The organism is Bradyrhizobium sp. AZCC 1678 (genome assembly GCF_036924765.1).
Taxonomy (GTDB): domain Bacteria; phylum Pseudomonadota; class Alphaproteobacteria; order Rhizobiales; family Xanthobacteraceae; genus Bradyrhizobium; species Bradyrhizobium algeriense.
The window spans coordinates 3055137-3078049 of record NZ_JAZHSE010000001.1; the positions used below are offsets into that span (position 1 = coordinate 3055137).

Annotated in this window: 20 protein-coding genes; 11 read left to right on the top strand and 9 right to left on the bottom strand. The window is 63.0% G+C overall.

The window, feature by feature from the left end; all coding sequences use genetic code 11:
* The first annotated feature begins 20 nt into the window (after positions 1–20).
* The gene (locus V1294_RS14545) at positions 21–1967 is read left to right on the top strand and encodes an alkyl/aryl-sulfatase (RefSeq protein ID WP_334497996.1); all 1947 of its coding nucleotides are present in this window, start codon (positions 21–23) and stop codon (positions 1965–1967) included.
* Positions 1968–2097: 130 nt separating this feature from the next.
* Here V1294_RS14545 and V1294_RS14550 read toward each other — a convergent pair whose 3' ends face one another.
* Complete coding sequence (locus tag V1294_RS14550; protein ID WP_334497998.1) at positions 2098–3168, bottom strand: glycosyltransferase family 4 protein; 1071 nt, start codon at positions 3166–3168, stop codon at positions 2098–2100.
* Between the two features lie 303 nt (positions 3169–3471).
* Between V1294_RS14550 and V1294_RS14555 the strand changes: the two genes are divergently transcribed.
* From V1294_RS14555 to V1294_RS14565, 3 genes are all read left to right on the top strand, one after another.
* Positions 3472–5235, top strand: coding sequence for an ABC transporter ATP-binding protein (locus V1294_RS14555; RefSeq protein ID WP_334482741.1), 1764 nt, complete (start codon positions 3472–3474; stop codon positions 5233–5235).
* 67 nt (positions 5236–5302) lie between these two features.
* Positions 5303–7501 (top strand): amylo-alpha-1,6-glucosidase, encoded by a 2199-nt coding sequence (locus V1294_RS14560; protein WP_334498000.1) that lies wholly within the window; start codon positions 5303–5305, stop codon positions 7499–7501.
* Positions 7502–7542: 41 nt separating this feature from the next.
* A complete protein-coding gene (locus tag V1294_RS14565; RefSeq protein WP_334482737.1) occupies positions 7543–8046 on the top strand; it encodes a PRC-barrel domain-containing protein in 504 nt (167 codons plus the stop codon).
* Here the strand turns inward: V1294_RS14565 and V1294_RS14570 are convergent.
* Positions 8043–8165 carry a hypothetical protein gene (locus tag V1294_RS14570; protein ID WP_334482734.1) on the bottom strand — a complete coding sequence of 41 codons (123 nt, stop codon included), beginning with the start codon at positions 8163–8165 and terminating at the stop codon, positions 8043–8045. The two genes, V1294_RS14565 and V1294_RS14570, sit on opposite strands and share 4 nt — an antisense overlap.
* 27 nt (positions 8166–8192) lie before the next feature.
* On the opposite strand from V1294_RS14570, the gene V1294_RS14575 reads away from it, so the two are divergent.
* Entirely contained in the window at positions 8193–9422 is a 1230-nt protein-coding gene (locus V1294_RS14575; protein WP_334498002.1) for an MFS transporter, read from the top strand.
* On the opposite strand, the gene V1294_RS14580 is transcribed toward V1294_RS14575, so the two are convergent.
* From V1294_RS14580 to V1294_RS14595, 4 genes are all read right to left on the bottom strand, one after another.
* Positions 9394–10620, bottom strand: a complete 1227-nt coding sequence (locus V1294_RS14580; protein WP_334498004.1) for an MFS transporter — start codon at positions 10618–10620, stop codon at positions 9394–9396. The two genes, V1294_RS14575 and V1294_RS14580, sit on opposite strands and share 29 nt — an antisense overlap.
* A gap of 121 nt (positions 10621–10741) precedes the next feature.
* The gene (locus tag V1294_RS14585) at positions 10742–11233 is read right to left on the bottom strand and encodes a cupin domain-containing protein (RefSeq protein WP_334498006.1); all 492 of its coding nucleotides are present in this window, start codon (positions 11231–11233) and stop codon (positions 10742–10744) included.
* A gap of 143 nt (positions 11234–11376) precedes the next feature.
* The gene (locus V1294_RS14590; RefSeq protein WP_334498009.1) at positions 11377–12738 is read right to left on the bottom strand and encodes a dihydrolipoyl dehydrogenase family protein; all 1362 of its coding nucleotides are present in this window, start codon (positions 12736–12738) and stop codon (positions 11377–11379) included.
* A gap of 91 nt (positions 12739–12829) precedes the next feature.
* Complete coding sequence (locus V1294_RS14595; protein WP_334498011.1) at positions 12830–13321, bottom strand: DUF302 domain-containing protein; 492 nt, start codon at positions 13319–13321, stop codon at positions 12830–12832.
* 238 nt (positions 13322–13559) lie between these two features.
* Here V1294_RS14595 and V1294_RS14600 point away from each other — a divergent pair, with 238 nt between their 5' ends.
* Together V1294_RS14600 and V1294_RS14605 are read left to right on the top strand one after the other, a co-directional pair.
* Positions 13560–13844 carry a hypothetical protein gene (locus V1294_RS14600; protein ID WP_334482717.1) on the top strand — a complete coding sequence of 95 codons (285 nt, stop codon included), beginning with the start codon at positions 13560–13562 and terminating at the stop codon, positions 13842–13844.
* A gap of 77 nt (positions 13845–13921) precedes the next feature.
* Positions 13922–14641: a peroxiredoxin-like family protein gene (locus V1294_RS14605; protein ID WP_334482714.1), complete on the top strand. Its 720-nt coding sequence runs from the start codon at positions 13922–13924 to the stop codon at positions 14639–14641.
* Positions 14642–14681: 40 nt separating this feature from the next.
* Here V1294_RS14605 and V1294_RS14610 read toward each other — a convergent pair whose 3' ends face one another.
* The gene (locus V1294_RS14610) at positions 14682–15401 is read right to left on the bottom strand and encodes a DUF899 family protein (protein WP_334498013.1); all 720 of its coding nucleotides are present in this window, start codon (positions 15399–15401) and stop codon (positions 14682–14684) included.
* A 259-nt stretch (positions 15402–15660) separates the two neighbouring features.
* On the opposite strand from V1294_RS14610, the gene V1294_RS14615 reads away from it, so the two are divergent.
* A complete protein-coding gene (locus V1294_RS14615) occupies positions 15661–16818 on the top strand; it encodes an ABC transporter permease (protein ID WP_334498015.1) in 1158 nt (385 codons plus the stop codon).
* A gap of 52 nt (positions 16819–16870) precedes the next feature.
* On the opposite strand, the gene V1294_RS14620 is transcribed toward V1294_RS14615, so the two are convergent.
* Entirely contained in the window at positions 16871–17803 is a 933-nt protein-coding gene (locus tag V1294_RS14620) for a LysR family transcriptional regulator (protein ID WP_334498017.1), read from the bottom strand.
* A gap of 186 nt (positions 17804–17989) precedes the next feature.
* Here V1294_RS14620 and V1294_RS14625 point away from each other — a divergent pair, with 186 nt between their 5' ends.
* Both V1294_RS14625 and V1294_RS14630 read left to right on the top strand, forming a co-directional pair.
* Positions 17990–18814 carry a 3-hydroxybutyrate dehydrogenase gene (locus V1294_RS14625; protein WP_334498019.1) on the top strand — a complete coding sequence of 275 codons (825 nt, stop codon included), beginning with the start codon at positions 17990–17992 and terminating at the stop codon, positions 18812–18814.
* Positions 18815–18832: 18 nt separating this feature from the next.
* The gene (locus tag V1294_RS14630) at positions 18833–19996 is read left to right on the top strand and encodes a patatin-like phospholipase family protein (RefSeq protein WP_334498021.1); all 1164 of its coding nucleotides are present in this window, start codon (positions 18833–18835) and stop codon (positions 19994–19996) included.
* 6 nt (positions 19997–20002) lie between these two features.
* Here V1294_RS14630 and glgA read toward each other — a convergent pair whose 3' ends face one another.
* Entirely contained in the window at positions 20003–21430 is a 1428-nt protein-coding gene (gene glgA, locus V1294_RS14635; protein WP_334482698.1) for a glycogen synthase GlgA, read from the bottom strand.
* A gap of 204 nt (positions 21431–21634) precedes the next feature.
* Here glgA and V1294_RS14640 point away from each other — a divergent pair, with 204 nt between their 5' ends.
* Positions 21635–22840, top strand: coding sequence for a CaiB/BaiF CoA transferase family protein (locus V1294_RS14640; protein ID WP_334498023.1), 1206 nt, complete (start codon positions 21635–21637; stop codon positions 22838–22840).
* Positions 22841–22913 lie beyond the last annotated feature (73 nt).

A 22913-nucleotide genomic window follows, 5' to 3' on the forward strand; every position in this document is an offset into this window, starting at 1 on the left:
GCGCAAGGGAGTACACAACAATGAGCCAACCAGCTGCGATTGAAATGCCCAAGGAATCCCCGAAGGAGGCGTCCGCCTCCGTCATCGCCCAGCATGCGGCGACGCTGAAGGCGCTGCCGTTCTCCGACGTCAGGGATTTCGACGACGCCGCGCGCGGCTTCCTCGGCACGGTGGAGAACGCCAAGATCACATCGCCGCAGGGCAGGGTGGTCTGGACTCTGGAGCCCTACGGCTTCCTCTCTGCGGAACAAGCCCCGCCGACCGTCGATCCCAGCCTATGGCGGCAGTCTCGGCTCAACATGCATCACGGCCTGTTCGAAGTGGTGCCCGGCGTCTATCAGGTGCGTGGGCTCGACATCGCCAACATGACGCTGATCGAGGGCGACAGCGGCGTCATCGTGGTGGATACGCTGACCTCGATCGAGGGCGCGCGCGCCGCGATGGAGCTGTACTTCCAGCACCGTGGCAAGCGGCCGGTCGCCGCCGTCATCTTCACCCACACCCACACCGACCATTGGGGCGGTGCACGCGGCGTGCTCGACGACGAAACGCTGGCCGGCGGCGAGGTCCCGATCATCGCGCCCAATCTATTCATGGAGCACGCGGTCTCCGAGAACATCATCGCGGGGCCGGCGATGCTGCGTCGCGCGATGTACCAGTTCGGGCCGCTGCTGGCGAAGGGCGTACGCGGGCAGGTCGATTGCGGGCTCGGCAAGACCATGGCGGCTGGCGCTGTCGCGCTGCTGCGCCCCACCGATCTGATCATCGCGACCGGCGACAAGCGAACCATCGACGGCGTGGAATTCGAATTCCAGATGGCGCCGAACAGCGAAGCGCCGGCGGAAATGCATTTCTTCATCCCGCGTTATAAGCTTTTGAACCTCGCGGAGAACTGCACGCACAATTTCCACAATCTGCTCCCGTTCCGCGGCGCCGATGTGCGCGACGCACTGGCGTGGTCAAAATACCTCGGCGAAGCGCTGCAGATGTGGGGCGGCAAGGCGGATGCGATGTGCGGCCAGCATCACTGGCCGGTCTGGGGTCACGAGCGGATCGACACCATGATCCGCCAGCAGCGCGACCTCTACAAATTCGCGCATGACCAGACCATCCGGCTGATGAACCATGGGCTGACGGCGAGCGAAATCGCGGAGACCATCCGCTTGCCGGCGAGCCTCGAGGGCGCCTGGCACGGCCGCGGCTACTACGGGCATATCAGGCACAATGTGAAGGCTATCTACCAGAAATATCTCGGCTGGTACGACGCCAATCCGGTCAATCTCGATCCGCTGCCGCCGGTCGAGTCCGGCAGGAAATATGTCGAGTATATGGGTGGCGCGGATGCGATCCTGGCGCGCGCGGCCAAGGATTTTGCCAACGGCGAATTCCGCTTCGTCGCGCAAGCCGTGAGCCATCTGGTATTCGCTGATCCCGACAACCAGGCGGCGCGCGCGATGCTGGCCGACACCTTCGAGCAGCTCGGCTATGCCTCGGAAAGTTCGACCTGGCGCAACGCCTATCTGTTCGGCGCGCAGGAATTGCGGCAGGGCATGCCGAAAGTGCCGCCGCGTTCATCGATGCCGCGCGAAACGCTGGCCGCGCTCCGCACCGAACAGCTCTGGGACGTGCTCGGCGTGCGCCTCAACGGCCCCAAGGCTGAAGGCACGCGCATCGTGCTGAACTGGAATTTCACCGACACCAACGAGAGCTTCGTTCTCAATCTGGAGAATTGCGCGCTGACCTATGCCTCCGGCGCGCGAGCCGCCGCTGCCGACGCCAGCTTCACGCTGTCGCGCGGCGTGCTCGACGAAGTGATCGCCAAGCTGACGACGTTCCCGGAAGCGGTCGGCTCCGGCAAGATCAAGGTCGTCGGCGATCCGGCGCGACTCGGCGAACTGATGATGCTGATGGACGAATTCCCGCGGATGTTCGAGATCGTCGAGCCGAAACGGACGGCGGTGAGTTGACGGCGGCGTAGGGTGGGGCAAAGCGAAGCGTGCCCACCATTCATCGGCAAACTGCCTCGAAATGGTGGGCACGGCGCAAGTGCGCCTTTGCCCGCCCTACGGTCGTGCAATGACGGCGATCTTTGTCACGCTACTCCGCGCTGCTGACCAGCTTGATCCGCGGCTCGGCTTCCTCCATCAGGCCGCGATAGGCGGCGAGATAGTCGAGCGCCATGCGGCGCGCGGTGAAGCGGACCTCGAACTGCTTGCGGATGGCGGTGCGGTCCAGCGCGGCAAGACGGTCGACCACGGCAACCGCGCTGGTCTCGTCTTCCACGACGAAGCCGGTGAGACCGGGGTCGATGATCTCCGGCACCGATCCGCGGTTATAGGCAATCACCGGCGTGCCGCAGGCCATGGCTTCGATCATCACGAGGCCGAACGGCTCCGGCCAATCGATCGGGACAAGGAGGCCGATCGCGCCGCTGAGGAAATCGGATTTCTCGCGGTCTGAGATCTCGCCGATATATTCGACCAGCGGGTTGGCCTTGATGAGCGGGGAGATCAACTCATCGTAATAATCCTGGTCGGCGCGATCGACCTTGGCAGCGATCTTGAGCGGAATGCCGCATCGGGTCGCAATGCGGATGGCACGATCCACGCCCTTTTCCGGCGCGATCCGGCCGAGCACCGCCAGATAGGACGGCTGCACCGGCTGCGGCGTCAGCAAATTCTCCGGCAGCCCATGGTGAATGGTGCGCACCCAATTGGCCTGCGGCACCGGCCGGCGCTGCGCGTTGGAGATCGAGATCACCGGAACCTTGGAGAAGGTGCTGAATACCGGCTGATGCTCCGGCAGGTCGAGCCTGCCGTGCAGGGTGGTCAGGAATGGCGTCGGCTGCCGGTAGAACAGCGAGAATGGATAATAGTCGAGATGAAAGTGGAGAAAATCGAACTCTTCATCGTCGCATTTTTGCCGCACACGCTCCAGCATCACCATATGCAGTGCGTTGGGGTCCCGGACCGAGCCGTCGAGGCGCAGCGCCTTCGGCCACGTGGCGTCGAGTTTCGCCGAGGTGCGGGAATCGCCGCTGGCAAACAGTGTGACCTCGTGTCCCAATGCCACAAGTTCCTCGGTCAGCCAGTGCACCACCCGCTCGGTGCCGCCGTACAATTTGGGGGGGACAGCCTCCGTCAGCGGGGCGACCTGCGCGATGCGCATGTTTGCGTCTCCTGTTTGGAATGGTGGTTGAACAAAGCCCTCAGCCCACGATCGACACCGGCGTGTCATTAGCGGGAACGTTCCCGCATCTGCGAAGTTCCCTTACTCAGCACATCTTGCTTCCTCCACACGACTGTCTTGCTGATGCCATTTGACACAAACACAGTTAGGACTGTCTCGATGCTGCAGAATTGTTGCGCAGTGATGGCCATGCGCACGGAAACCCGAAGCGGCATTCTTCACGTCGTCGTGTGCGACACGCGTTAGGGATTCTCGTTCACTCTCAACAGGTTTGCGGAACTCATGGACAATCTTTCAGGATATGTGCGACGGCCGTTTCCATTCGTGCTGCGCTATCTGCGCCAGCGTCGCGCGGCCCATGTGGTCATCGTGTCTGCCGTTGTTGCAGCAGTTGCCTGCTCGGTGGGCACGCAGTATGGCGTGAAGAATCTGGTCGACAGCCTGACGGCCGGTTCGGCGCACGCGAACAGCGTATGGCTGGCATTCGGTTTTCTCATGTCGCTGATCGCGGCAGATAATTTGCTGTGGCGGGTCGCAAGCTGGACGGCGAGCTTCACCTTCGTCGGCGTCACCGGCGATCTCCGCCGCGACATGTTCCGCCATCTGACCGGTCACGCCCCCAGCTACTTCTCCGACCGGCTGCCGGGCATGCTGACGAGCCGTATCACCGCGACGTCCAACGCCGTCTTCACCGTTGAAAACATGTTCGTCTGGAACGTGTTGCCGCCGTGCATCGCGACCGTCTCGGCGATACTCCTGATCGGAACCGTCAGCCTGGCGATGTCCGCGGGGCTGATCGTCATCGCGGGTATCATGTTGATGGCGATGTTCCACCTCGCCGCGGCGGGCAAGCCGCTGCATGACGACTTCGCTGACAAGGCGGCCGCGGTGGACGGCGAGATGGTCGACGTCATCAGCAACCTGCCGCTGGTCCGCGCCTTCTGCGGCCTCAGCTACGAACACGATCGCTTCGACGCCACCGTCGAGCGGGAACTCGACGCCCGTGGCCGCAGCCTTCGCTATCTCGAGAAGCTGCGGCTGCTTCACGCCGTCGTGACAATCGCGTTGACGATCGCGCTGCTGGCGTGGGTCATCACGCTCTGGCAGCAGGGCGCAGCGACCACCGGCGATGTCGTGCTGGTCTGCACGCTCGGGATTTCGATCCTGAGCGCGACGCGCGACCTTGCGGTGGCGCTGGTCGACGTGACCCAGCACGTCGCCCGCCTGACCGAAGCGATCGCGACCCTGTTGCTGCCGCACGAGTTGAAGGATCATCCCGAGGCCGAGCCGCTGGTCCGCAGCGGCGCCGCCGTCGCCTTCAACAACGTCGCGTTCCACTATCCCGGCGGCGTCCAGGTGTTCGAAAAGTTCAACCTGCGCATTCAACCGGGCCAGCGGGTCGGACTGGTCGGTCATTCCGGTGGCGGAAAATCCAGCCTGTTCGCGCTGCTGCAGCGGTTCTACGACATCCAGCGCGGCAACGTCACGATCGACGGCCAGGACATTTCGCGGGTGACGCAGCAAAGCCTGCGCGAGGCGATCTCGGTGGTGCCGCAGGACATCTCGCTGTTCCACCGCTCGATCATGGAAAACATCCGCTACGGACGGCCGAACGCGACCGACGACGAGGTGCTGCGTGCGGCGATCGCGGCGCGTTGCGATTTCATCGAGAATCTCCCCGAGGGCATGTCGACCATGGTCGGCGATCGAGGAATCAAGGTCTCCGGCGGGCAGCGGCAGCGCATCGCCATCGCGCGTGCCTTCCTGAAGGACGCGCCGATCCTGTTGCTGGATGAAGCGACCGCTTCGCTGGACAGCGAATCCGAAGAGGCGATCCGCGAGGCGTTGTCGCGGCTGATGCGTGGGCGTACCGTGATTGCCATCGCCCATCGTCTCGCCACCTTGCGCAATTTCGACCGCGTGGTGGTGCTACAGGGCGGGCGGATCATCGAAGACGGACCGCCGGATATTCTCGTGCAGGGAAGGGGCCCCTACCGCGAATTGGTCGCGCGCGAACTGGGTCGCCTCGCCAGCCATGCGGCCTGATCTGCGGCAGTAGCGTTTGCGTCCCGATTGCGTCCATCGCCACGCACGAAAATCGCTTGAGGTGCAAATGACGGCCGAAGTCACTCAACTGATCGCCATCGAGGCTGCCGAACACGTCGCGGAATCGTCGTTCTACATTCCGATGACGGGCCCGGCGACGCGGCCGCGCTGCTCGCTCAAGCACGACGACACCTTCATCGTACTGGACAGCCATGGCGATATCGGCGCCTCTGCCGGCGGGCCCGATGGCCTGTTCAACGCCGATACGCGTTATCTCGCCCGGCTGGAGATGGTGCTCGACGAAGTCCAGCCGCTGTTGCTCGGCTCCAATCTGCGCGACGACAATTCGGCGCTGACCGTCGACCTCACCAATTCCGACGTGTACCGCAACGGCAGGCTGGCGCTGCAGAAGGATACGCTGCACATCGTGCGCTCGATTTTCCTGTGGCGCGGCACGGCCTACCAGCGCATCGCCCTGCAAAATCACGGCGACCGGCAGGCAAGCTTCGATCTAACGTTATTGTTCGACAATGATTTCGCCGATTTGTTCGAGGTGCGCGGCGAGCGCCGGCCGCGCCGGGGAGTGGGCTCCAGCCGGTTGCTCGGCCCCGCCGATGTCGTGCTGGAATATAGCGGGCTCGACGGCCAGGTCCGCATTACCGCCCTGCATTTCGAGCCGCGCCCGACACGGCTCGCCGTCCACTCGGCGACCTTTCATTTCGAGCTGGAGCCGAAGGAAGCGACCGCATTGTTCGTTGCGGTATCCTGCAACAAGCCGATCATGCACAAGCCGGCGCCGTTCTTCCGCGGCCTGTTGGCGCACCGTCGTGAGATGCGGCGCTCGACATCGGGCGCGGCCAGCATCGAGACGTCGAACGATATCTTCAACGAGGTGCTGTGCCAGGCAATGGCCGACCTCAACATGCTGATGACCGAAACGCCGCAGGGGCGGTACCCCTATGCGGGCATTCCCTGGTATTCGACCACGTTCGGCCGCGACGGATTGATCACCGCGCTGCAAATGCTGTGGGTCGATCCGCGCATTGCCCAGGGCGTGCTGCGGCGGCTTGCCTTCTTCCAGGCCAAGACCACAGATCCGCTCGCCGACGCCGAGCCCGGCAAGATCCTGCACGAGATGCGCGGCGGCGAGATGGCCGCGCTGCGCGAGGTGCCGTTCGCGCAGTATTACGGCAGCGTCGATTCCACCTCGCTGTTCGTTCTGCTGGCCGGCCTTTACGTCGAACGCACCGGCGACGACGAAACGCTGGCCGAACTGTGGCCGGCAATCGAGGCGGCGTTGCAATGGATCGACGGCCCCGGCGATCCCGACAAGGACGGATTCATCGAGTACCAGCGCGCGACCGAACAGGGGCTTGCCAACCAGGGCTGGAAGGATTCCTTCGACGCGATCTTTCATGCCGATGGGCAACTCGCCGAAGGCTATATCGCGCTGGCGGAGGTTCAGGGATATGTCTTTGCCGGCAAGCGGCTGGCGGCGCGCTGTGCCCGGCGCCTGGGAATGATCGATCGGGCGGCGCAGCTCGAATCCGCGGCGCTTCTCCTTGCCGAGCGCTTCGAGGCGGCGTTCTGGTGCGAGGAACTCGGCACCTACGCCGTGGCGCTCGACGGGGCCAAGCGGCCGTGCAAGGTGCGAACGTCGAATGCCGGCCAGCTTCTCTTCACCGGCATCGTCCGGCCCGAGCGTGCGCGGCGGGTCGCGGCCGATCTGATGAGCCAGAAATTCTTTTCGGGATGGGGCATCCGCACCGTGGCGCGCGGCGAAGCCCGTTACAACCCGATGTCCTATCACGACGGATCGGTCTGGCCGCATGACAATGCGCTGATCGCGCTCGGCTTCGCGCGCTATGGCCTGAAGCATTGCGTGGCGCATCTGTTCAAGGGCCTGTTCGATGCCGCGAGCTACATGGACCTGCGGCGGCTGCCGGAATTGTTCTGCGGATTCCCGCGCGAGCGGCGGCGCGGACCGGTGCTCTATCCCGTCGCCTGCGCGCCGCAGGCCTGGGCCAGCGCGACGCCTTTCAGCCTGCTGGAAGCGGCGCTCGGCCTCGAATTCGATGCCGCGCGCGGCGAAATCCGTCTGCGCGATCCACGGTTGCCGGAATTCCTCAACGAAGTGCTGTTGCGCGATCTGCGGCTCGGACCTTCCAGCGTCGATCTGAGGGTTCGCCGTCACGGCGATGAAGTGTCGCTCGAGGTGGTGCGGACACGCGGCCAGATCCAGGTGTCGATCGTATTGACGCATTAGAAGCCATGCGCGGGTCGTGCATCTAGGAGTCAGGAGGCCACATGCGCATTGGTATTCTCATTCTGTGTTTAATCGCTGGATTAGCCGGCGGTCCGCCAGCTTCTGCGGCGGAGGACACCGGCGCGCCGCAAGGTAGCCGCACTGCGCCACAGGACGCAGCGAAGCCGCCGGACGCCGCAAAGGAGCTCGTGCCTCCGCCGTCGGTCACCGTGATTGGCGCCAGGGATGCCCACGGCATTCTCGGCCGCGAAGTTCGCAGCGCGGCGAACGAAGATATGGGGCGCATCGTCGATGTGATCGTGGATCGTGAAGGCAACGTGCGCGCGGCCGTGATCGATTTCGGCGGTTTTCTCGGCGTCGGCAGCCGGAAGATCGTCGTCGACTGGGGCGTGCTGCGTTTCGGCCGCGTTGCCAACAAGCGTGACAGCATCTCGCTCGAGCTGACCAAGGCGCAGGTCGCGGCGGCGCCCGAATACAAGGAGGACGCACCGGTCATCGTTCTCGGTGCAGCCGGCCGTCTGCAGCCATGGGATTTCGATCACTAGCGCATGATCCGGAAAAGTGGATACCGGTTTTCCGGGAAGATCATGCGCAAATGAGAAGGAGACGTGACCTGTTCGCGCGTCCATCCCAATCGATTGAGCGGATTGACGACGATCGCCATGGGCGATCCGCCGGTGGGGGCAATGTTGTGCCGCTGCCGCCTGCGCCCGGCGGCAGGCCAAAGCCGTCGCGCGAAAGCCAGCGCGGCCTCGACTGGTTCATCTTCTTTCTCGCCGACGTTCAGACCGGCTTCGGCCCGTTCATTGCGGTCTATCTGACTACGCAGAAATGGACGCAGGTCGAGATCGGCTTTGTGCTGTCGATCGGCGGCATCATCGGCCTGCTCGGGCAGATGCCCGGCGGCGCTATCGTCGATTACGCGCGTTCCGAGCGGCTGGTGGCGGGCCTGGCGGTCGCCACCATCGGCTGCGCCGCGCTGGCCTATGCGTTGTGGCCGATCTTTCCGGTGGTGACGGCGGCGGCCATTCTGCATGCGCTGGCGAGTTGCGTGCTGGGTCCGGCGATCGCGGCGATCAGCCTCGGTCTGGTCGGGCCGTTCGCCATCGGGGAGCGGCTTGGGCGCAATGCCCGCTTTGCATCGCTGGGCAACGGCTCGGCGGCGGCGCTGATGGGCGCGACCGGTTACCTGTTGTCGAGCCAGGCAGTGTTTCTCGTGACCTTCATGCTCGCGATTCCGACATTGCTGGCGCTCTCGCGCATCCGCGAGCAGGAGATCGACGTCGCTCAAAGCCACGGCGCCGTCGTGCGGGAGGTTCCCGATAAAGAGGCCACCAGCGTTTTCCATCTGCTGCGTCAGCGTCCGCTGCTGATCTTTGCCGGCGGCGTGCTGCTGTTTCAGCTCGCGAACGCCGCCATGCTGCCGCTGATGGCCGGCGTCGTCACCATGCGGTCCAGCCAATGGGCGCCGGTGCTGATCGCAGCCTGCATCATCGTGCCGCAGGCCATCGTCGCGCTGGCTTCGCCCTCGGTCGGCCGCAAGGCGCAGGCGTGGGGCAGGCGGCCGCTGCTATTGTTGGCGTTCGGCGCGCTGGCGATCCGTGGCCTGCTGTTTGCGGTTGTCAGCGATCCTTATCTATTGGTTGCCGTGCAGGTGTTCGACGGCATCACCGCGGCCGTACTTAGCGTGATGGTGCCGCTGATCGTGGCCGATGTCGCCTTCGGAAGCGGCCACTTCAATCTGGCGCTAGGCATCGTCGGCACCGCGACCGGCATCGGCGCGTCATTGAGCACGGTGCTGGCGGGCTATATCAGCGACACGTTTGGTAGCAGCATCGCGTTCACCGGGTTGGCCGGGATCGCAGCCTCGGGCCTGACAGTGATCTGGCTGTTCATGCCGGAGACCCGGCGGGTTGAGTGAGCGTGAGGCGCGCGGTCAATAGCGCCGCGATGGCTAGCGACGCGCCGACGCCGGCGACGCAGGCGGTCCATCCGAAACGGTCAAACAATTGGCCCAGCACGGCACTGCCGACGAGGCCGCCGAGAAAATAACAGGCAAGATAGGTTCCGCTGGCAATGCCGCGGTTGTCGCGGGCCGCTTGGCCGACGAAGCCGGTGGCGCAGGCCTGTGCGAAGAACGTGCCGACGCCGACCAGTACCATGCCGGTCAGGACCGCGGGCAGATGCCAAGACAGCAACAGCGGCAGGCCCAATGCAGCGACCGCAAGCGCGCCCCAGATCGCCGGCCGCGTACCGAAGCGCGCCACCGCCCTGCCGGCGAACAGCGTGGTGACGACGGACGGCGCGAACACGAAATAGACGAAGCCGAGATCCATTCGCCCGAGCGACAGCGGCGCGCGCACCAGCACGAAATTCACGAAGGTGAAGGTGCCGATAAAGGCGAACAGGATGCAGAAGCCGATGGCAAAGGCCGAGCGCAGCGCCGGGTTGCGCCAATGCTCGAGCGTCGCAGCGAACGGCGATTGCACTGTCGGCATCGCGTGCATCGGTTTGACGCGCTGGATGGTGAAGTAGACCAGCATCGCGCCGGCGAGATTGAGCAGCGCGAAGAAATAGAAATTCGAGGCCAGCCCGAGCGTATCGACGACGGCGGCCGACACCAGCCGCCCGATCAGGTTGCTGGCGACATTGCCGGTGATATAGGCTGCGAACGCGCCGCCCGCATCCATCTGACTGCATTGCTCGCCTAGATAGGCCAGCGTCAGTGCAAAGGCCGAGGCCATGCAGAGGCCCTGCGCGACGCGAAGGACCGTGAACACGGTGAGGTCGGGCGCGCTGGCCAGCAGCAGCGTGGGGATCGCGAGCAGGACCAGGCTTGCGAGAATGCCGAAGCGGCGGTCGATATGCGGGCTCAGGACCCCGACCACGAGCCCCGCGACCGCCATGCCCATGGTGCTCGCGTTGACCGCAAAGCCCATTGCGGCGGGGCTCACGTTGTAATGCCGGGTCAGTGAGGGAAGGATCGCCTGCGTGGCGAACAGGTCGACCACGGTCAGGAACGCCGTGAGGCCGATGACGAGGGACCGCAGCACCACGCCAGGCGAATGACCCTGCATTTCCATCGCTTGAGGTTTCATCCGCGCGGAAATACCGGTCATGGCGCTTCTCACTACTACGCTTGAAAAAGAAGGATGTGACGGCTGGGGGTGTGGGGCGACACGCGGGATCCCAGGCCGTCACATCCGTTAACGAACGTCGGGTGGCGCTCGTTACAGCTCCTTACATGTTGTGGTCGTGCGGATCCTTGCGGACGTCGCCGACATAGAGAATGACGGTCTCCTTGCCGAGGTTCTTCCACCAATGCGAGGTGCCGGCGACTTCCGGCCTGATCTCGCCGGCCTTGTGCACGATCGGATCGGCGCAGTTGCTGGCGTATTCGACGATCTCGCCCTGCTGGACGTAGATCAGCGCGGGACGGTCATCATGGCTGTGCCAGGGCACGATGCCGCCCGGCTCGATCGTCAGCTTGCGGAAGCGCAGCTCGCGATCCCTGATATTGGCCGGCTGCTTCTCGAGGTTGATCGCGCCAAGCGTAACGTCGGTGACGCCGACCGGCTTGTGGTCGACCATCGGACGAACGTTGGGCTGCATCTTGCCGACCGGGCACTCGCCCGCAATGGCAGTCGAGCTGGTCGCAACCGAACCAGCAATCATTCCAGCGAGTGCGAGGCCTTGCCAGATTGTGCGTGACGCGACGTTGGATGTGGACATGCTGTGCTCCTCTGTTTTCTGTCTTGCCTTGAGATTCGCCTTGGCCTCGAACGATCTGGCCGGCTACGTCATCACCATCAGGGAAACCGCGCACGAGAGGAAATGCCGGTTGGCTCTTGACTCCATAGCGCCGCGCTATGCGGCTAACCGTGGCCGAGCATGTGCTTGATGTCGGAGGAGAACGTCGGATAGGCGTAAACATTTTCCCGGATCTGGCTAGCTGTGATGCCGAAGCGCATCGCCAGTCCGAAAATATTCACGAGCTCCTGGCCAGAATGCCCGACGAAATGCGCGCCGAGAATGTGGTCGGTCGATTGATCGACGATCACCTTCGACCACGCGACAGTCTCGGCATAGGTTTTGGCGGAGAACCAGTCGAGCATTTCGTTGGTGTGAACGTCGATGGAAAAGCCTTTCTGCCTGGCTGCAACCTCCGTCAGGCCGACGGAAGCGAGCGGCGGCACGGTGTAGACGGACGTTGCCATGCTGGCGTAGTCCGGGCTGTATTTCGGGCCTTCGACGATGTTGCGCCCGACGATGTCGCCCTCATAGGTCGCGATCGGCGACAGTTGCGGCGAGGTTGGCACCGCGTCGCCGCAGATATGGACGTTCGGGTTGGAGATCGAGCGCAAATGGCTATCGATCGCGACGCGGCCATTGGCGTGCTCGACCTGGCCCGCAGCGAGATCAAGCGTATCGACGTTGGCGACGCGGCCCGCGCCGTTGACGACGCGTTCGGCCTCGGCGGCGTGCTCGGTGCCGTTATAACAGAAGACAACGCGCAGGCGGCCGTTCGCCTTTTCAATTCGCTTGACGCTGACGGCGGTCCTGAAGCGGATGCCGATCCGCTCGCTTTCGGTCTGCAGGCGTGCGACCGCATCGGCGTCCATGGCCGGCAATAGCTGAGGCAATGCTTCGAGAATCGTCACTTGCGCGCCGGCGCGCGCATAGACGTGGCCGAATTCCAGCGCGATCACGCCGCCGCCGACGAAAATCACCGAGTCGGGTAGTTCTCGTTCGCTCAGCATCTCGTCGGAAGTGATCATCAGTTCGGCCCCCGGAATCGACAGCGGTCGCGGCTTCGATCCTGTCGCGATCACGATGTGTTTCGCCTCAAGCCTGCGTCCTCCGACGCGGACGCTGTTCGGACCAGCAAACGCGCCGTGGCCCTTGATGACCTCGACATTGCGCCTGGCCATCGAGCGGGCGAGGTTGGCCGGAATGTCCTTGATCATGTCTTTCTCACGGTCGATCAGCGCCGCCCAGTCGAGCTTCGGCTTGCCGATGGCAATGTGATGGATGGAGGCGCGTTCGATTTCGTGCAGCGCGTGGCCGGCGGCGACCAGCACCTTCTTCGGCGTGCAGCCCCGGTTCGGGCAGGTGCCGCCGAGAAGATCGGCCTCGATCATCGCGACCGACATTCCGGCGCGCCGGACCGGTCCGGTCACGCCGATGCCGGCGTTTCCCCCACCCAGAATGACCACGTCGAATTTTTCCGGCGTCATCGAATGTACCCCTCTGCTGGCAGCATTGATGCGATCAGGCCGCGCCCGCTGGCGCAACCTGATGAGGTTTACGGGAGGCGAGCCGACGCTGTTACCTGGTCGTAATGGTCGAGGTGATCGAGCCCACCACCTTGGTCGCCATCTCGAATTGGGCTGTGCGATCCCGGATGTTGTGGCGCCTGGCGATCCATTCGAAATCGGTCCATACCGCCCAGACATCGCCATGGTCGTCCTGCGTCAGCAGCAGGCGGACCGGCCAGTCGAGTCCGGCATTCGGATTCGAGGTGATGAACTGCGTCCCGAGTGGGGGATTGCCGAACACCAAAAGCGTCGAGGGACGCAGCTTGATGCCGGCGTCGGCCGCGAGCTTCGACTGATCGATCTGCGTGAAGAACTTGATGCCCTTGGCAGCGATGTCGGCCTTGATGCGGGTGATCGCTTCGGCCATCGGCACCGCGCTCTTGACGCGGACGACACCATCGTCGCTGTCGGCCCGCGCGGTGGAAGTGACCGAAAGGACGAGGAATATCAGGAGCAGCGAGGTGCAGAAATTCGCAACGCGGGTGGTCAAGCGACGGGTCATGGAAAGCCTCCTGTTTGCGCATGCCCTCCGCAGGCTTTCCAGCACAGGATGAGCGCCGGCGCCGGCAATAGGAAATGCGCAACTGCTCTCAAGTCGATAGCGCTCGGCTATTGGTGCCGCTCAATACGCGGCGGCTATCGAACCGATTGTGCAACGGTATTTCAAATCCGGGGCAGGGCGGCCTCTGATGGGTCAGCGCCCGATTGGCGGGCGTCATCATCCATTCAGAGGAACCGCCATGAAAACCCTTTCCAAGACCCTGATTGCCGCTGCGGCGTTTGCCGCCATCGCCACCACGGCCTTCTCGCAAGTTCCCTGGGAATTCAATCCGGGCATGGCCTACATGTATGCCGGCCCAGGCAAGATGTCGGCGATGGCCATGGCGGCGACGCCGAAGAACCACGATGCGATGATGAAGAACGCGAAGAAGGTGCCGAGCAACACCGTGTTCTTCATGGACAAGGGACAGCTCTATTCGGCCTCGGGCATGCTCGACCCGACCGGCAATTTCTATCTGCCTTGAGAAAGGCCTGAAACGCTTGGGCCGCCCTTGCGGGGCGGCCCGAACCGGAAAATAATACTGAGATGCCGGAGCACGCCATGACGACAACGTTATCGCCCGCCAACGCCGAACGTCTCAAGGAGGCATTCCAGCGATGCCGCGACATGGAAGGCACGTTGCGCGAGCAGCTCGAAGCCTACGCCGCGGCGGGTCAGGACATCTTTCCGGCCTATGGCGAAGCGGTCGACCGGCTTGTGGCGCGGCTCAATGAGAACGGCGGCGGCGAAAACGCGCCGCGGCCGGGCGAAGTGATGCCGCCGTTCCTGCTGCCGGACGAGACCGGCCGGCTGGTCAGCCTGAAATCACTGACCGACCGCGGTCCGGTCGCGGTGATGTTTTATCGCGGGCATTGGTGTCCATATTGCCGGCTGAATGTGCGGGCGGTGATCCAGGCCCAGGACCGGATCAAGGCCCTGGGCGCGCAAACGGTTGCGATCATGCCGGAGACCCAGGCCTATGCCGAGAAATTCAAGTCCGAGGCGGAAGCGCCGTTTCCGGTCTTGACCGATCTCGACAACGGCTACGCGCTGTCGCTCAACCTTGCGATCTGGCTCGGCAGCGAAATCCAGCGGCTGCTGTCATACCAGGATATGGCGAGCTTCCAGGGCAATGACGGCTGGGTGTTGCCGATCCCGGCGACCTTCGTGGTCGGCCGCGACGGATTGGTGAAGGCCCGCTTCGTCGATCCCGATTTCCGCAAGCGCATGGAAATCGACGATCTCGTCGCTGCGCTGAAGAGTGCGAGCGAAGAACGGTAGCGCGGGCGACTTGGCTTTGTGGTGCGCCGTCAAGCGTGGCTCAATCGTAGTTCACCTTTGGAAAGAAATCGCCTCGGCCTTCAGGTGTCATGTCGAGAAGACCCCAGAGCGGATCGGCGAGATCACCAGCACGATGGTGCTGGTTGGGAGCGGGTGGGGCAAAGCTCATCTCAGAGCCCCAGAAGTGCCTTATCGCGCCGTTTTTCTTTCTGAATACGTTGAAGATTGTTTCGTCCCAGTTGTCGCCGTCCGGAACGCGATGTTGCGTGCGCATTCCCTTGGAAAATTTTGACGTGTCGCCAAAGTAGTCCGCGTCATAGCTGTTGCCTGCGGTCGAAAGTAGCGAGAGGTGTTCCCAGCCTCTTTCGTGTGCCCAGGCGGCGAGACGCGCGATTGGCGACTTGGCGACGATGTGGAGCGCAGCGCGTTCGCCTATGTGTCGCGCGGCGCCCTCTATCCCATCGAGCAAATGGGTGCAGCCTGGACACGGCAATTCGCGTTCGGGGCCGTACATGAAGCTGTACAAAATGAGCGTGTCGTGTGGACCGAACAGCTCGGACATCCTCACTTTCTCCGGCATGCTCGTCTTGCCAATCCACTCAAAGACGTAGTCCTCGGGTACCTCACCGCCGGGCGGCAGCGCGCGACGCTTCGCCGCAACGGCCTCAATCTGCGCCCGAAGGGCAATCTCGTCATCCAGAAGCGCGTTTCGGGCGGCTCGGTATTCGGCGCTTTCATTGGGGTATTGGATATGCTCCATGGCTCTGCTCTCGGACGCTGAGGGTTCGATATTAAACTCGCCCCGGCAACCAGAGTTCCCCCCATCGCGCCGCCTGCTATGCTGACGTCAGCTTTTGCGGTCACCAGGAGGCACGAAACAAGATTTGCAGCAAACGGCCGCGAAGGACTTGATCCGATGCCGGCCGGACCGCCGCACGGAAAAATTGTCCCTTTAGAAATCACCTAATCAAACGGTGGGCCCGTTGCCGCGCGATATGACGCTTTGCTAGCTTCGCGGCATGACCTTCGTTGGAATTGCTTTAGCAAATTTGAGGGCGGCCAAGACGCGCAATCTCCTGCTGGCTGTTGCGTTCTTCTTTGCCTTTTGCCTTTTCGGCGTCCTGACTGCATTTGAGCAAGCCTTCAATGCGGAAGCCACTACCGATGCAGGTCGATTGATAACCGTCAACAAGCTAAGCTTCATGCAGCCTCTACCGGCGACACATTTTGGCCGACTGCTGGGTATCTCGGGTATTGGTGAAGCGACTTTCGCGAGCTGGTTCGGCGGTTACCACCGCGAGCCCAAGAATTCGCTCCATGCATTCGCAGTCGATCCAGCGACCTACTTGGAAGTCTATCGCTCAGACATCCTGCTTTCCGAGTCTGAAAAGACGAGATTCAAACAGGATCGTCTGGCGCTTCTCGTCGGTGAAGCTATGGCTGCGAAATGGGGCTGGAGGGTCGGAGATACAATTCCGGTTCTGAGCCGTTCCATTGTTCAAAAGAATGGCTCTCGTTCTTGGCAGTTCACGATTTCAGGTATCTTCAAGGGCGGATCAGCCCAAGTCGATACCAACTTTATGTTTCTACGCCATGATTATTTCAATGATGCTCGCGCCATTAGCCAAGACACAATTGGCTGGATTGTGCTCCGCCCGCTTCCCGGTGTTGACAGCCAGTCGCTCAGCAATGCGATCGATCGAGAATTTCTCGTTGATCCTGCCTCGACCGCAACGGACACCGAGCGCAGCTTTAACAGAAGCTTTGCCGCACAGCTTGGCAATGTCGCGCTGATGACGTCACTTGTAGTTGGCGCTTCTCTGCTCACCTTGCTGATGATCGTTGTCAACACGGTCATGATTTCGGTGCGCGAGCGTCGCAAGGACATAGCCGTATTGAAGGTGTTGGGATTTTCGCCGGCGCGGATTGTCTCAATCTATTTTGCTGAAGTGTTGATTGTCGCAACCTTTGGAGGGATTGCCGGAATGGTCGCGGCCTTCGGAGCCATAAAATCGCTCGGCCCGATGCTGACTCAGATCGCTCCGGGAATGGCTCTCTCGGTTGAGGTATTGACGATTGCATCTCTGCTGATTGCCGTAACCTCCTTGCTGGCAGTCACGGCTCCTGCGGTCTTTGTTTTGCGACTGCCCGCGCTCTCATCGTTGCAACGCTCTTAAATGGCCTGACCGACGGGGGTGTATTCGCCGGCGTCCTTCAGCGTGACGCAGCCTATGACGAGGTCCTAGCGGATTGAAAACCCTGGACGCCCGCGGCCTTGCCGATGAATTGCTGCCAGTCGGCGCCACGCAGCATGCGCATCACGGCGGACGCCACCGCCGTCCGCTCACGCCCGGCAACGCCGTAGAGGTTCACGGTCCGCCGCGCATCCAGTCCCTCGACATTGGCACGCTTGAGCGTCGGCGGGATCGAGGCGGTGTCAGGCACCACGGCGACGCCGATATCGGCTTCCAGCAGTTCGATCAAATCGCGTTCGGAGGCGATCTCATGGCTGCGATCCACATCGAGCCCATGTTCGCGAAGCGAGCTGTTTACTCGCGCGCCATGTTCGCAATAGTTACGCGACAGCAATTGTTCGGTGCGAAGATCGACGAAGTCGATTTTCTCGCGCGCCGCCAGCGGGTGGTTTTTGTTGACGACGAGCTGAAAGTTTTCCGTGAACAGCGGCCAGGTGTCGAGCCGGTCCCACTCCTCGCTGATCTCGGCGGCAATGCCGAGCTCGGCTTCACCCTTCTTGAGAAACTCAGCGACTTCGCGGGCGTTGCCGCGCAGAAAGCGGAACTCCAGACGATTGAACATCCGCTTGATCTCGTCGAGATGCGGAATCAGCAGCGACAGGTCGACGGAATGGGTCAGCGCAATCCGGAGCGCACCGACTTCGCCGCTCTTGAAGGACGAGGCAAGTTCGCGCGCCCCTGTCGCCGCCTCGTAGCATTGCTTGAGCAGCGGATGCATGCGCTGGCCGAGTTCGGTCAATTGCGCGGCGGGGCGCTCGCGGCGAAACAGGTCGCCGCCGAGTTCGGCTTCCAGTTGCTTGATGGCCCGCGTCAGCGACGGTTGCGTGACGTTGCACTCATCGGCGGCGCGCGTGAAGTTGAGCACACGCGCGACCGCAAGGAAGTAGCGAACCTGATGCATCTCCATGGCCGTGTCCCGGTCTGTCGTGGATCAAAGCTACTCGATTGCGCCCCCTTATGACTACCCAAACCGCGATAGCGTCCGCGTATGGTTTTGGAAGCCAAACGGCATTTCCTCAGACGAAGGCTGCCGGGCAGGGTGAGGCGGAGATGGTCAGCGTAAGGCGCTGAATCCCCACCCGAAAGGACGGCCATGAATATTCAGCTCAAAACGCCAGGTGTGGCGGCTCTGCGGCCGCTGACAGGCAAGGTCTCACTGGTCACGGGTTCGACCAGTGGTATCGGGCTCGGGATTGCCCGCGCGTTGGCGGAAGCCGGCTCGGCGGTGGCGCTGAACGGTTTTGGCATCGCGGCCGAGATCGCCCGGACCAAAGACCAGTTGGCCGCCGATTTCGGCGTCGAGGTCAGCTATTCCGCCGCCGACATGACGAGCCCGGAGGCGATCGCCGAGATGATCGCGGCTACCGTCGCCAGTCATGGCCGGCTGGATATTCTGGTCAACAATGCCGGCATCCAGTACGTCGCGCCGCTCGACCAGTTTCCGGTCGAGAAATGGAATGCGATCCTGGCGATCAACCTGTCGTCGGCGTTTCACACCACGCGGCTGGCGCTGCCGGCGATGCGTCAGAACAAGTTCGGGCGGATCATCAACATCGCCTCCGCGCATGGATTGGTCGGCTCGCCCTTCAAGGCGGCCTATGTCGCAGCCAAGCATGGCATCGTCGGCCTGACCAAGGTGACTGCGCTGGAGACCGCCGAGGATGGCATCACCTGCAATGCGATCTGCCCGGGTTATGTCTATACGCCGCTGGTCGAAGCACAGATCGACAGTCAGGCCAGGGCGCACGGCATTTCCCGCGAGAAGGTCATTCACGACGTGTTGCTGGCACAGCAGCCCAACAAGCATTTTGCGAGCGTCGAGGAACTGGGCGCGCTGACGGTCTTTCTCGCCAGCGAGGCAGCAGCCTCGATCACGGGCACGGCGTTGCCGGTCGATGGCGGCTGGACTGCACACTAAAGTCCGAGGGAGCGTGACATGAAAGACGTTCAGGACATCGGTTCTTCGCCGAACTTGCGATCGCTGGCCAGGTCCGAGCCGGGTCAGGTCGTGCTGGTGCTGCAGGGTGGCGGCGCGCTCGGCTCCTATCAGGCCGGCGTCTACCAGGCGCTGCATGAGGTCGGCATCGAGCCGGACTGGATCATCGGCACCTCGATCGGCGCCATCAACGCCAGCCTGATCGCCGGCAATGCGCCGCAGAACCGGCTGCCGCGCCTGCGCGAATTCTGGAAGAAGATGGAGCAGAATCCGATATGGAGCTTTCGTGACATCTTTCCGGGCTTCAACGAAAAGCTTTCTTACTGGTCGACGGTGACCAACGGCATTCCCGGTTTCTTCCGGCCCAACCCGCTGGCCCATGCCGGCGACAGCTATCCGCTCGGCGCCGACAATGCCGGCTATTATTCGACCTCGCCGCTGGAGCGGACGCTGACGGAGTTGGTGGATTTCAATCTGGTCAATCAATGCACGCCGCGCCTGACGGTCGGGGCCGCCCATGTCCGTACCAGCCAGATGCGCTATTTCGACAGCCGCGATGGCGAACTTGGCGTCAGGCACATCATGGCCTCGGGCGCGCTGCCGCCGGCCTTCCCGGCGGTGCGCATCGACGGCGAACTCTATTGGGACGGCGGGATTCTATCGAACACGCCGACGGAGGCGGTGTTCGACGACAATCCGCGCAAGAACTCGCTGATCTTCGCCGTGCATCTTTGGAATCCGTCCGGCGCCGAGCCGACCACGATGGCGGAGGTGCTGAACCGCCACAAGGACGTGCAGTATTCGAGCCGTATCGCCAGCCACATTGCGCGGCAGCAGCAGGCGCATCGGCTGCGCCATGTCATCAACCAGCTCGCCGCGCGGTTGCCTGAGTCTGAACGCAACAGCGAAGCGGTGAGGGAGCTCACCGGTTATGGGTGCCCGACCCGGATGCATGTAGTGCGGCTGCTGGCCCCGCAGCTCAGCCGCGAGGACCACACCAAGGATATCGATTTCAGCCCGTCCGGAATCATGCAGCGGTGGGATGCCGGTTACCGCCACACCAGGTCGGTGCTCGAAAAGAAGCCCTGGGTCGGCGAGTTCGATCCACTCTCCGGCGTCATCCTCCACGAGCAGATGGAAGTCATGCCGGAAGCGGCGGAGTAGGCGACATCACGCGATGATGGAAGGCGCGATCGTCTTGCGATAGAGTGCGCTGTAAAGCGCGGCCGACAGATCCCAGCTAAAGGATCGCGCCATCGCGCTGCGCCGCATCGCGTCGAGGCGGTCCTTGGCGCGGAAGGCGTCGAACGCGCGCCTGACGCCGCCGAGGAAAGATTCCGCCGATGGTTGCGGAAACAGGAATCCGGTTTCGCCGTCCTTGATGGTCTCCGCCAGCCCGCCGGTCTGGTGACCGATCGGCAGCGATCCGAACCGTTGCGCATACATCTGGCTCAGCCCGCACGGTTCGAACCGCGACGGCATCAGGGTGAAATCGCTGCCGGCAAAAATCCGCCGCGCCTGCGCATCGTTGAAGCCGATGGTGACGCCGATCGCATCCGGCCGGCGGCGGTGTGCGTTGACCAGTGCCTGTTCGATCTGGGCCTCGCCGCTGCCGGTCACCACGATCTGTCCGCCGGCCTCGATGATTTCGTCGGCCGCGGACAGGACGAGATCGACGCCCTTCTGGTGCACCAGGCGGGCAACCAGGCCAAACAGCGGGCCGCGCGACAGCGCCATGCCAAACTGCTTGCGGACGTAGTCGGCATTCGCCTGCTTGCCTTCCCAATCGCCGGGGGCGAAGGTCTGCGCCAGATGCGCGCAGGCGCTGGGATCCCAGCTTTCGTCGATGCCGTTCAAGATGCCGGTCAGTTGCGCGGCGTTCGAGCGGCGCTGCAGCAGACCTTCCAGCCCGCAGCCGAGTTCGCGCGTCGTGATCTCCTTCGCATAGGTGGCGCTGACGGTGGTCAGATGCGAGGCATAGACGAGGCCGCCCTTGAGGAACGAGACGTGGTCGTAGAACTCGAGCCCGTCGATGTGGAAGGAGCTTTCGGGCGCGCCGATCCGGCGCAGCGAGTCCGGCGGGAACAACCCCTGATAGGCGAGGTTGTGGATGGTCAGGATCGAGGGGACCTTTGAGCCTCGCCATGCCAGATAGGCCGGCGCCAGCGCGGCCTGCCAGTCGTTGGCATGGATCAGGTCTGCTGCCCAATTCTTGTCCAGGCTGCCCGCGGCAAGTTCCGCGGCGGCGGATGCGAAGCGGCCGAACCTGATGTCGTTGTCCGGCCAGTCGCGCCCCGATTCGTCGCCATAGGGATTGCCCGGCCGGTCATAAAGCTGCGGGCAGAGCAGGACGTAGACCGGCAGACCATCCTTGGTCGCTGCCCGCCCGAGCGAGCAGGCTGGCATCGCCGCCAGAGCGGGGCATTCTCCAACGATTTCAATGTGGGTGAACTGTTCGATGATGTCCCGATAACCGGGCAGCATGACCCGGACGTCACTCCAGCGGCGCAGCGCCCGGGGTAGCGCCGCGGATACGGCAGCAAGCCCGCCCACCCGGACAAAGTCATCCATTTCAGTGGTGACGAACAAGACCTTCAAGACAAGCGTCCTCGTACCAGCCGCAATGATACTCCAGCCTCAATGAGACTGATGCAAGAATGGGTCCAACTTCCATGCATGTTTACAACGCGCGCTGCAGGCCATCGTTCCTGGCGAACTACTTTCCTGTCGACGCTGCACAATTTAGGGTCTCGGCCGCCAACCAAAACGAATGGCCGCAAAAGGCCTAAGGAGTTTCACGCGATGACCATAGCCGGCAATGATCAGAGGAATTTGACAGGCAGCTTCACAGGCCTGCGGGTCCTCGATTTCTCCACCACGATTGCCGGCCCCCATTGTACACGAATGCTCGCCGATATGGGAGCGGAGGTTATCAAGATCGAGACCGAGGAAGGCGAGACGATGCGGACCCGCCCGCCAGTGCGGAATAATTGCTCGACCGCCTTCGGCCAGCTCAATGTCGGCAAGAACAGCCTGGTGCTGGATTTGAAGTCGCCCGAGGGATCGGAGGCGGTCCGCCGGCTGGTTGCGACCGCGGATGTGCTGGTGGAAAATTTCCGTCCAGGCGTGATGCGGCGATTGAAGCTCGACCATGCCTCGCTGCATGGGCTCAACCCGAAGCTGGTCTATTGCTCGATCTCGGGATACGGCCAGACCGGGCCGTCGGCCGAGCTGCCGGCCTATGCGCCGGTGATTCACGCTGCCTCGGGCTATGAGATGGCGCATCTGGCCTACCAGCCCGGACGAAGCCGGCCGGACTATTGTGGCATCTATCATGCCGACGTGCTCACCGGCGTCTACGCGTTCGGCGCCATCTCGGCGGCGCTGTATCAGCGCAACACAACCGGGCAGGGCCAGCATATCGACGTCTCGATGCTGGAATCCATGCTGAGCCTGACGCTGAACGAACTGCAGTGGTCGCAATTCGAGGTGAAGCCGACGCAGCGGCCGATGTTCGGCCCGATCGAGACGACGGACGGCTACGTGATGATGGCGATCGCCAGCGAGAAAACTTTTCAGAGCCTGATGCAGGTGATCGGCCATCCGGAGTGGGTGAGCGATCCGCGCTTTGCGAAATATTCCGACCGCCGGGAAAACTGGACGAGCCTGATCGAAGGCGTCGAGGCATGGTCGGGCGCGGTGACGACCGGGCAGTGCCTCGCGGCGCTCAACGCGCACGGCGTTCCCTCATCGGCCTATCGCACCGTTGCTGAAGCGCTGCGCGATCCGCAGATTGCCCATCGCGGCGCACTGGCCGAGGTCGAGGACGGCGGCGGCACCTTCAAGGTGCTCAACCTGCCGTTCCGCATGTCGGGCGCCAACGTGTCGGCGGCGCGACGCATGTCGACGCTCGGCGAGCACACGCGTGTCTACCTGAAGGAGACCGGTCTGTCGGAGGATGAAATCGCAGCCTTTGCCGCAAAAGCGCAGGTAGCCGCGCGCGTCTGACGGCGCGCTCCGCATAGCGAAACATGAACCTGCGGCGTTTCATCCGCGGGTCGCGAACGGCCTTGCCCGCGAC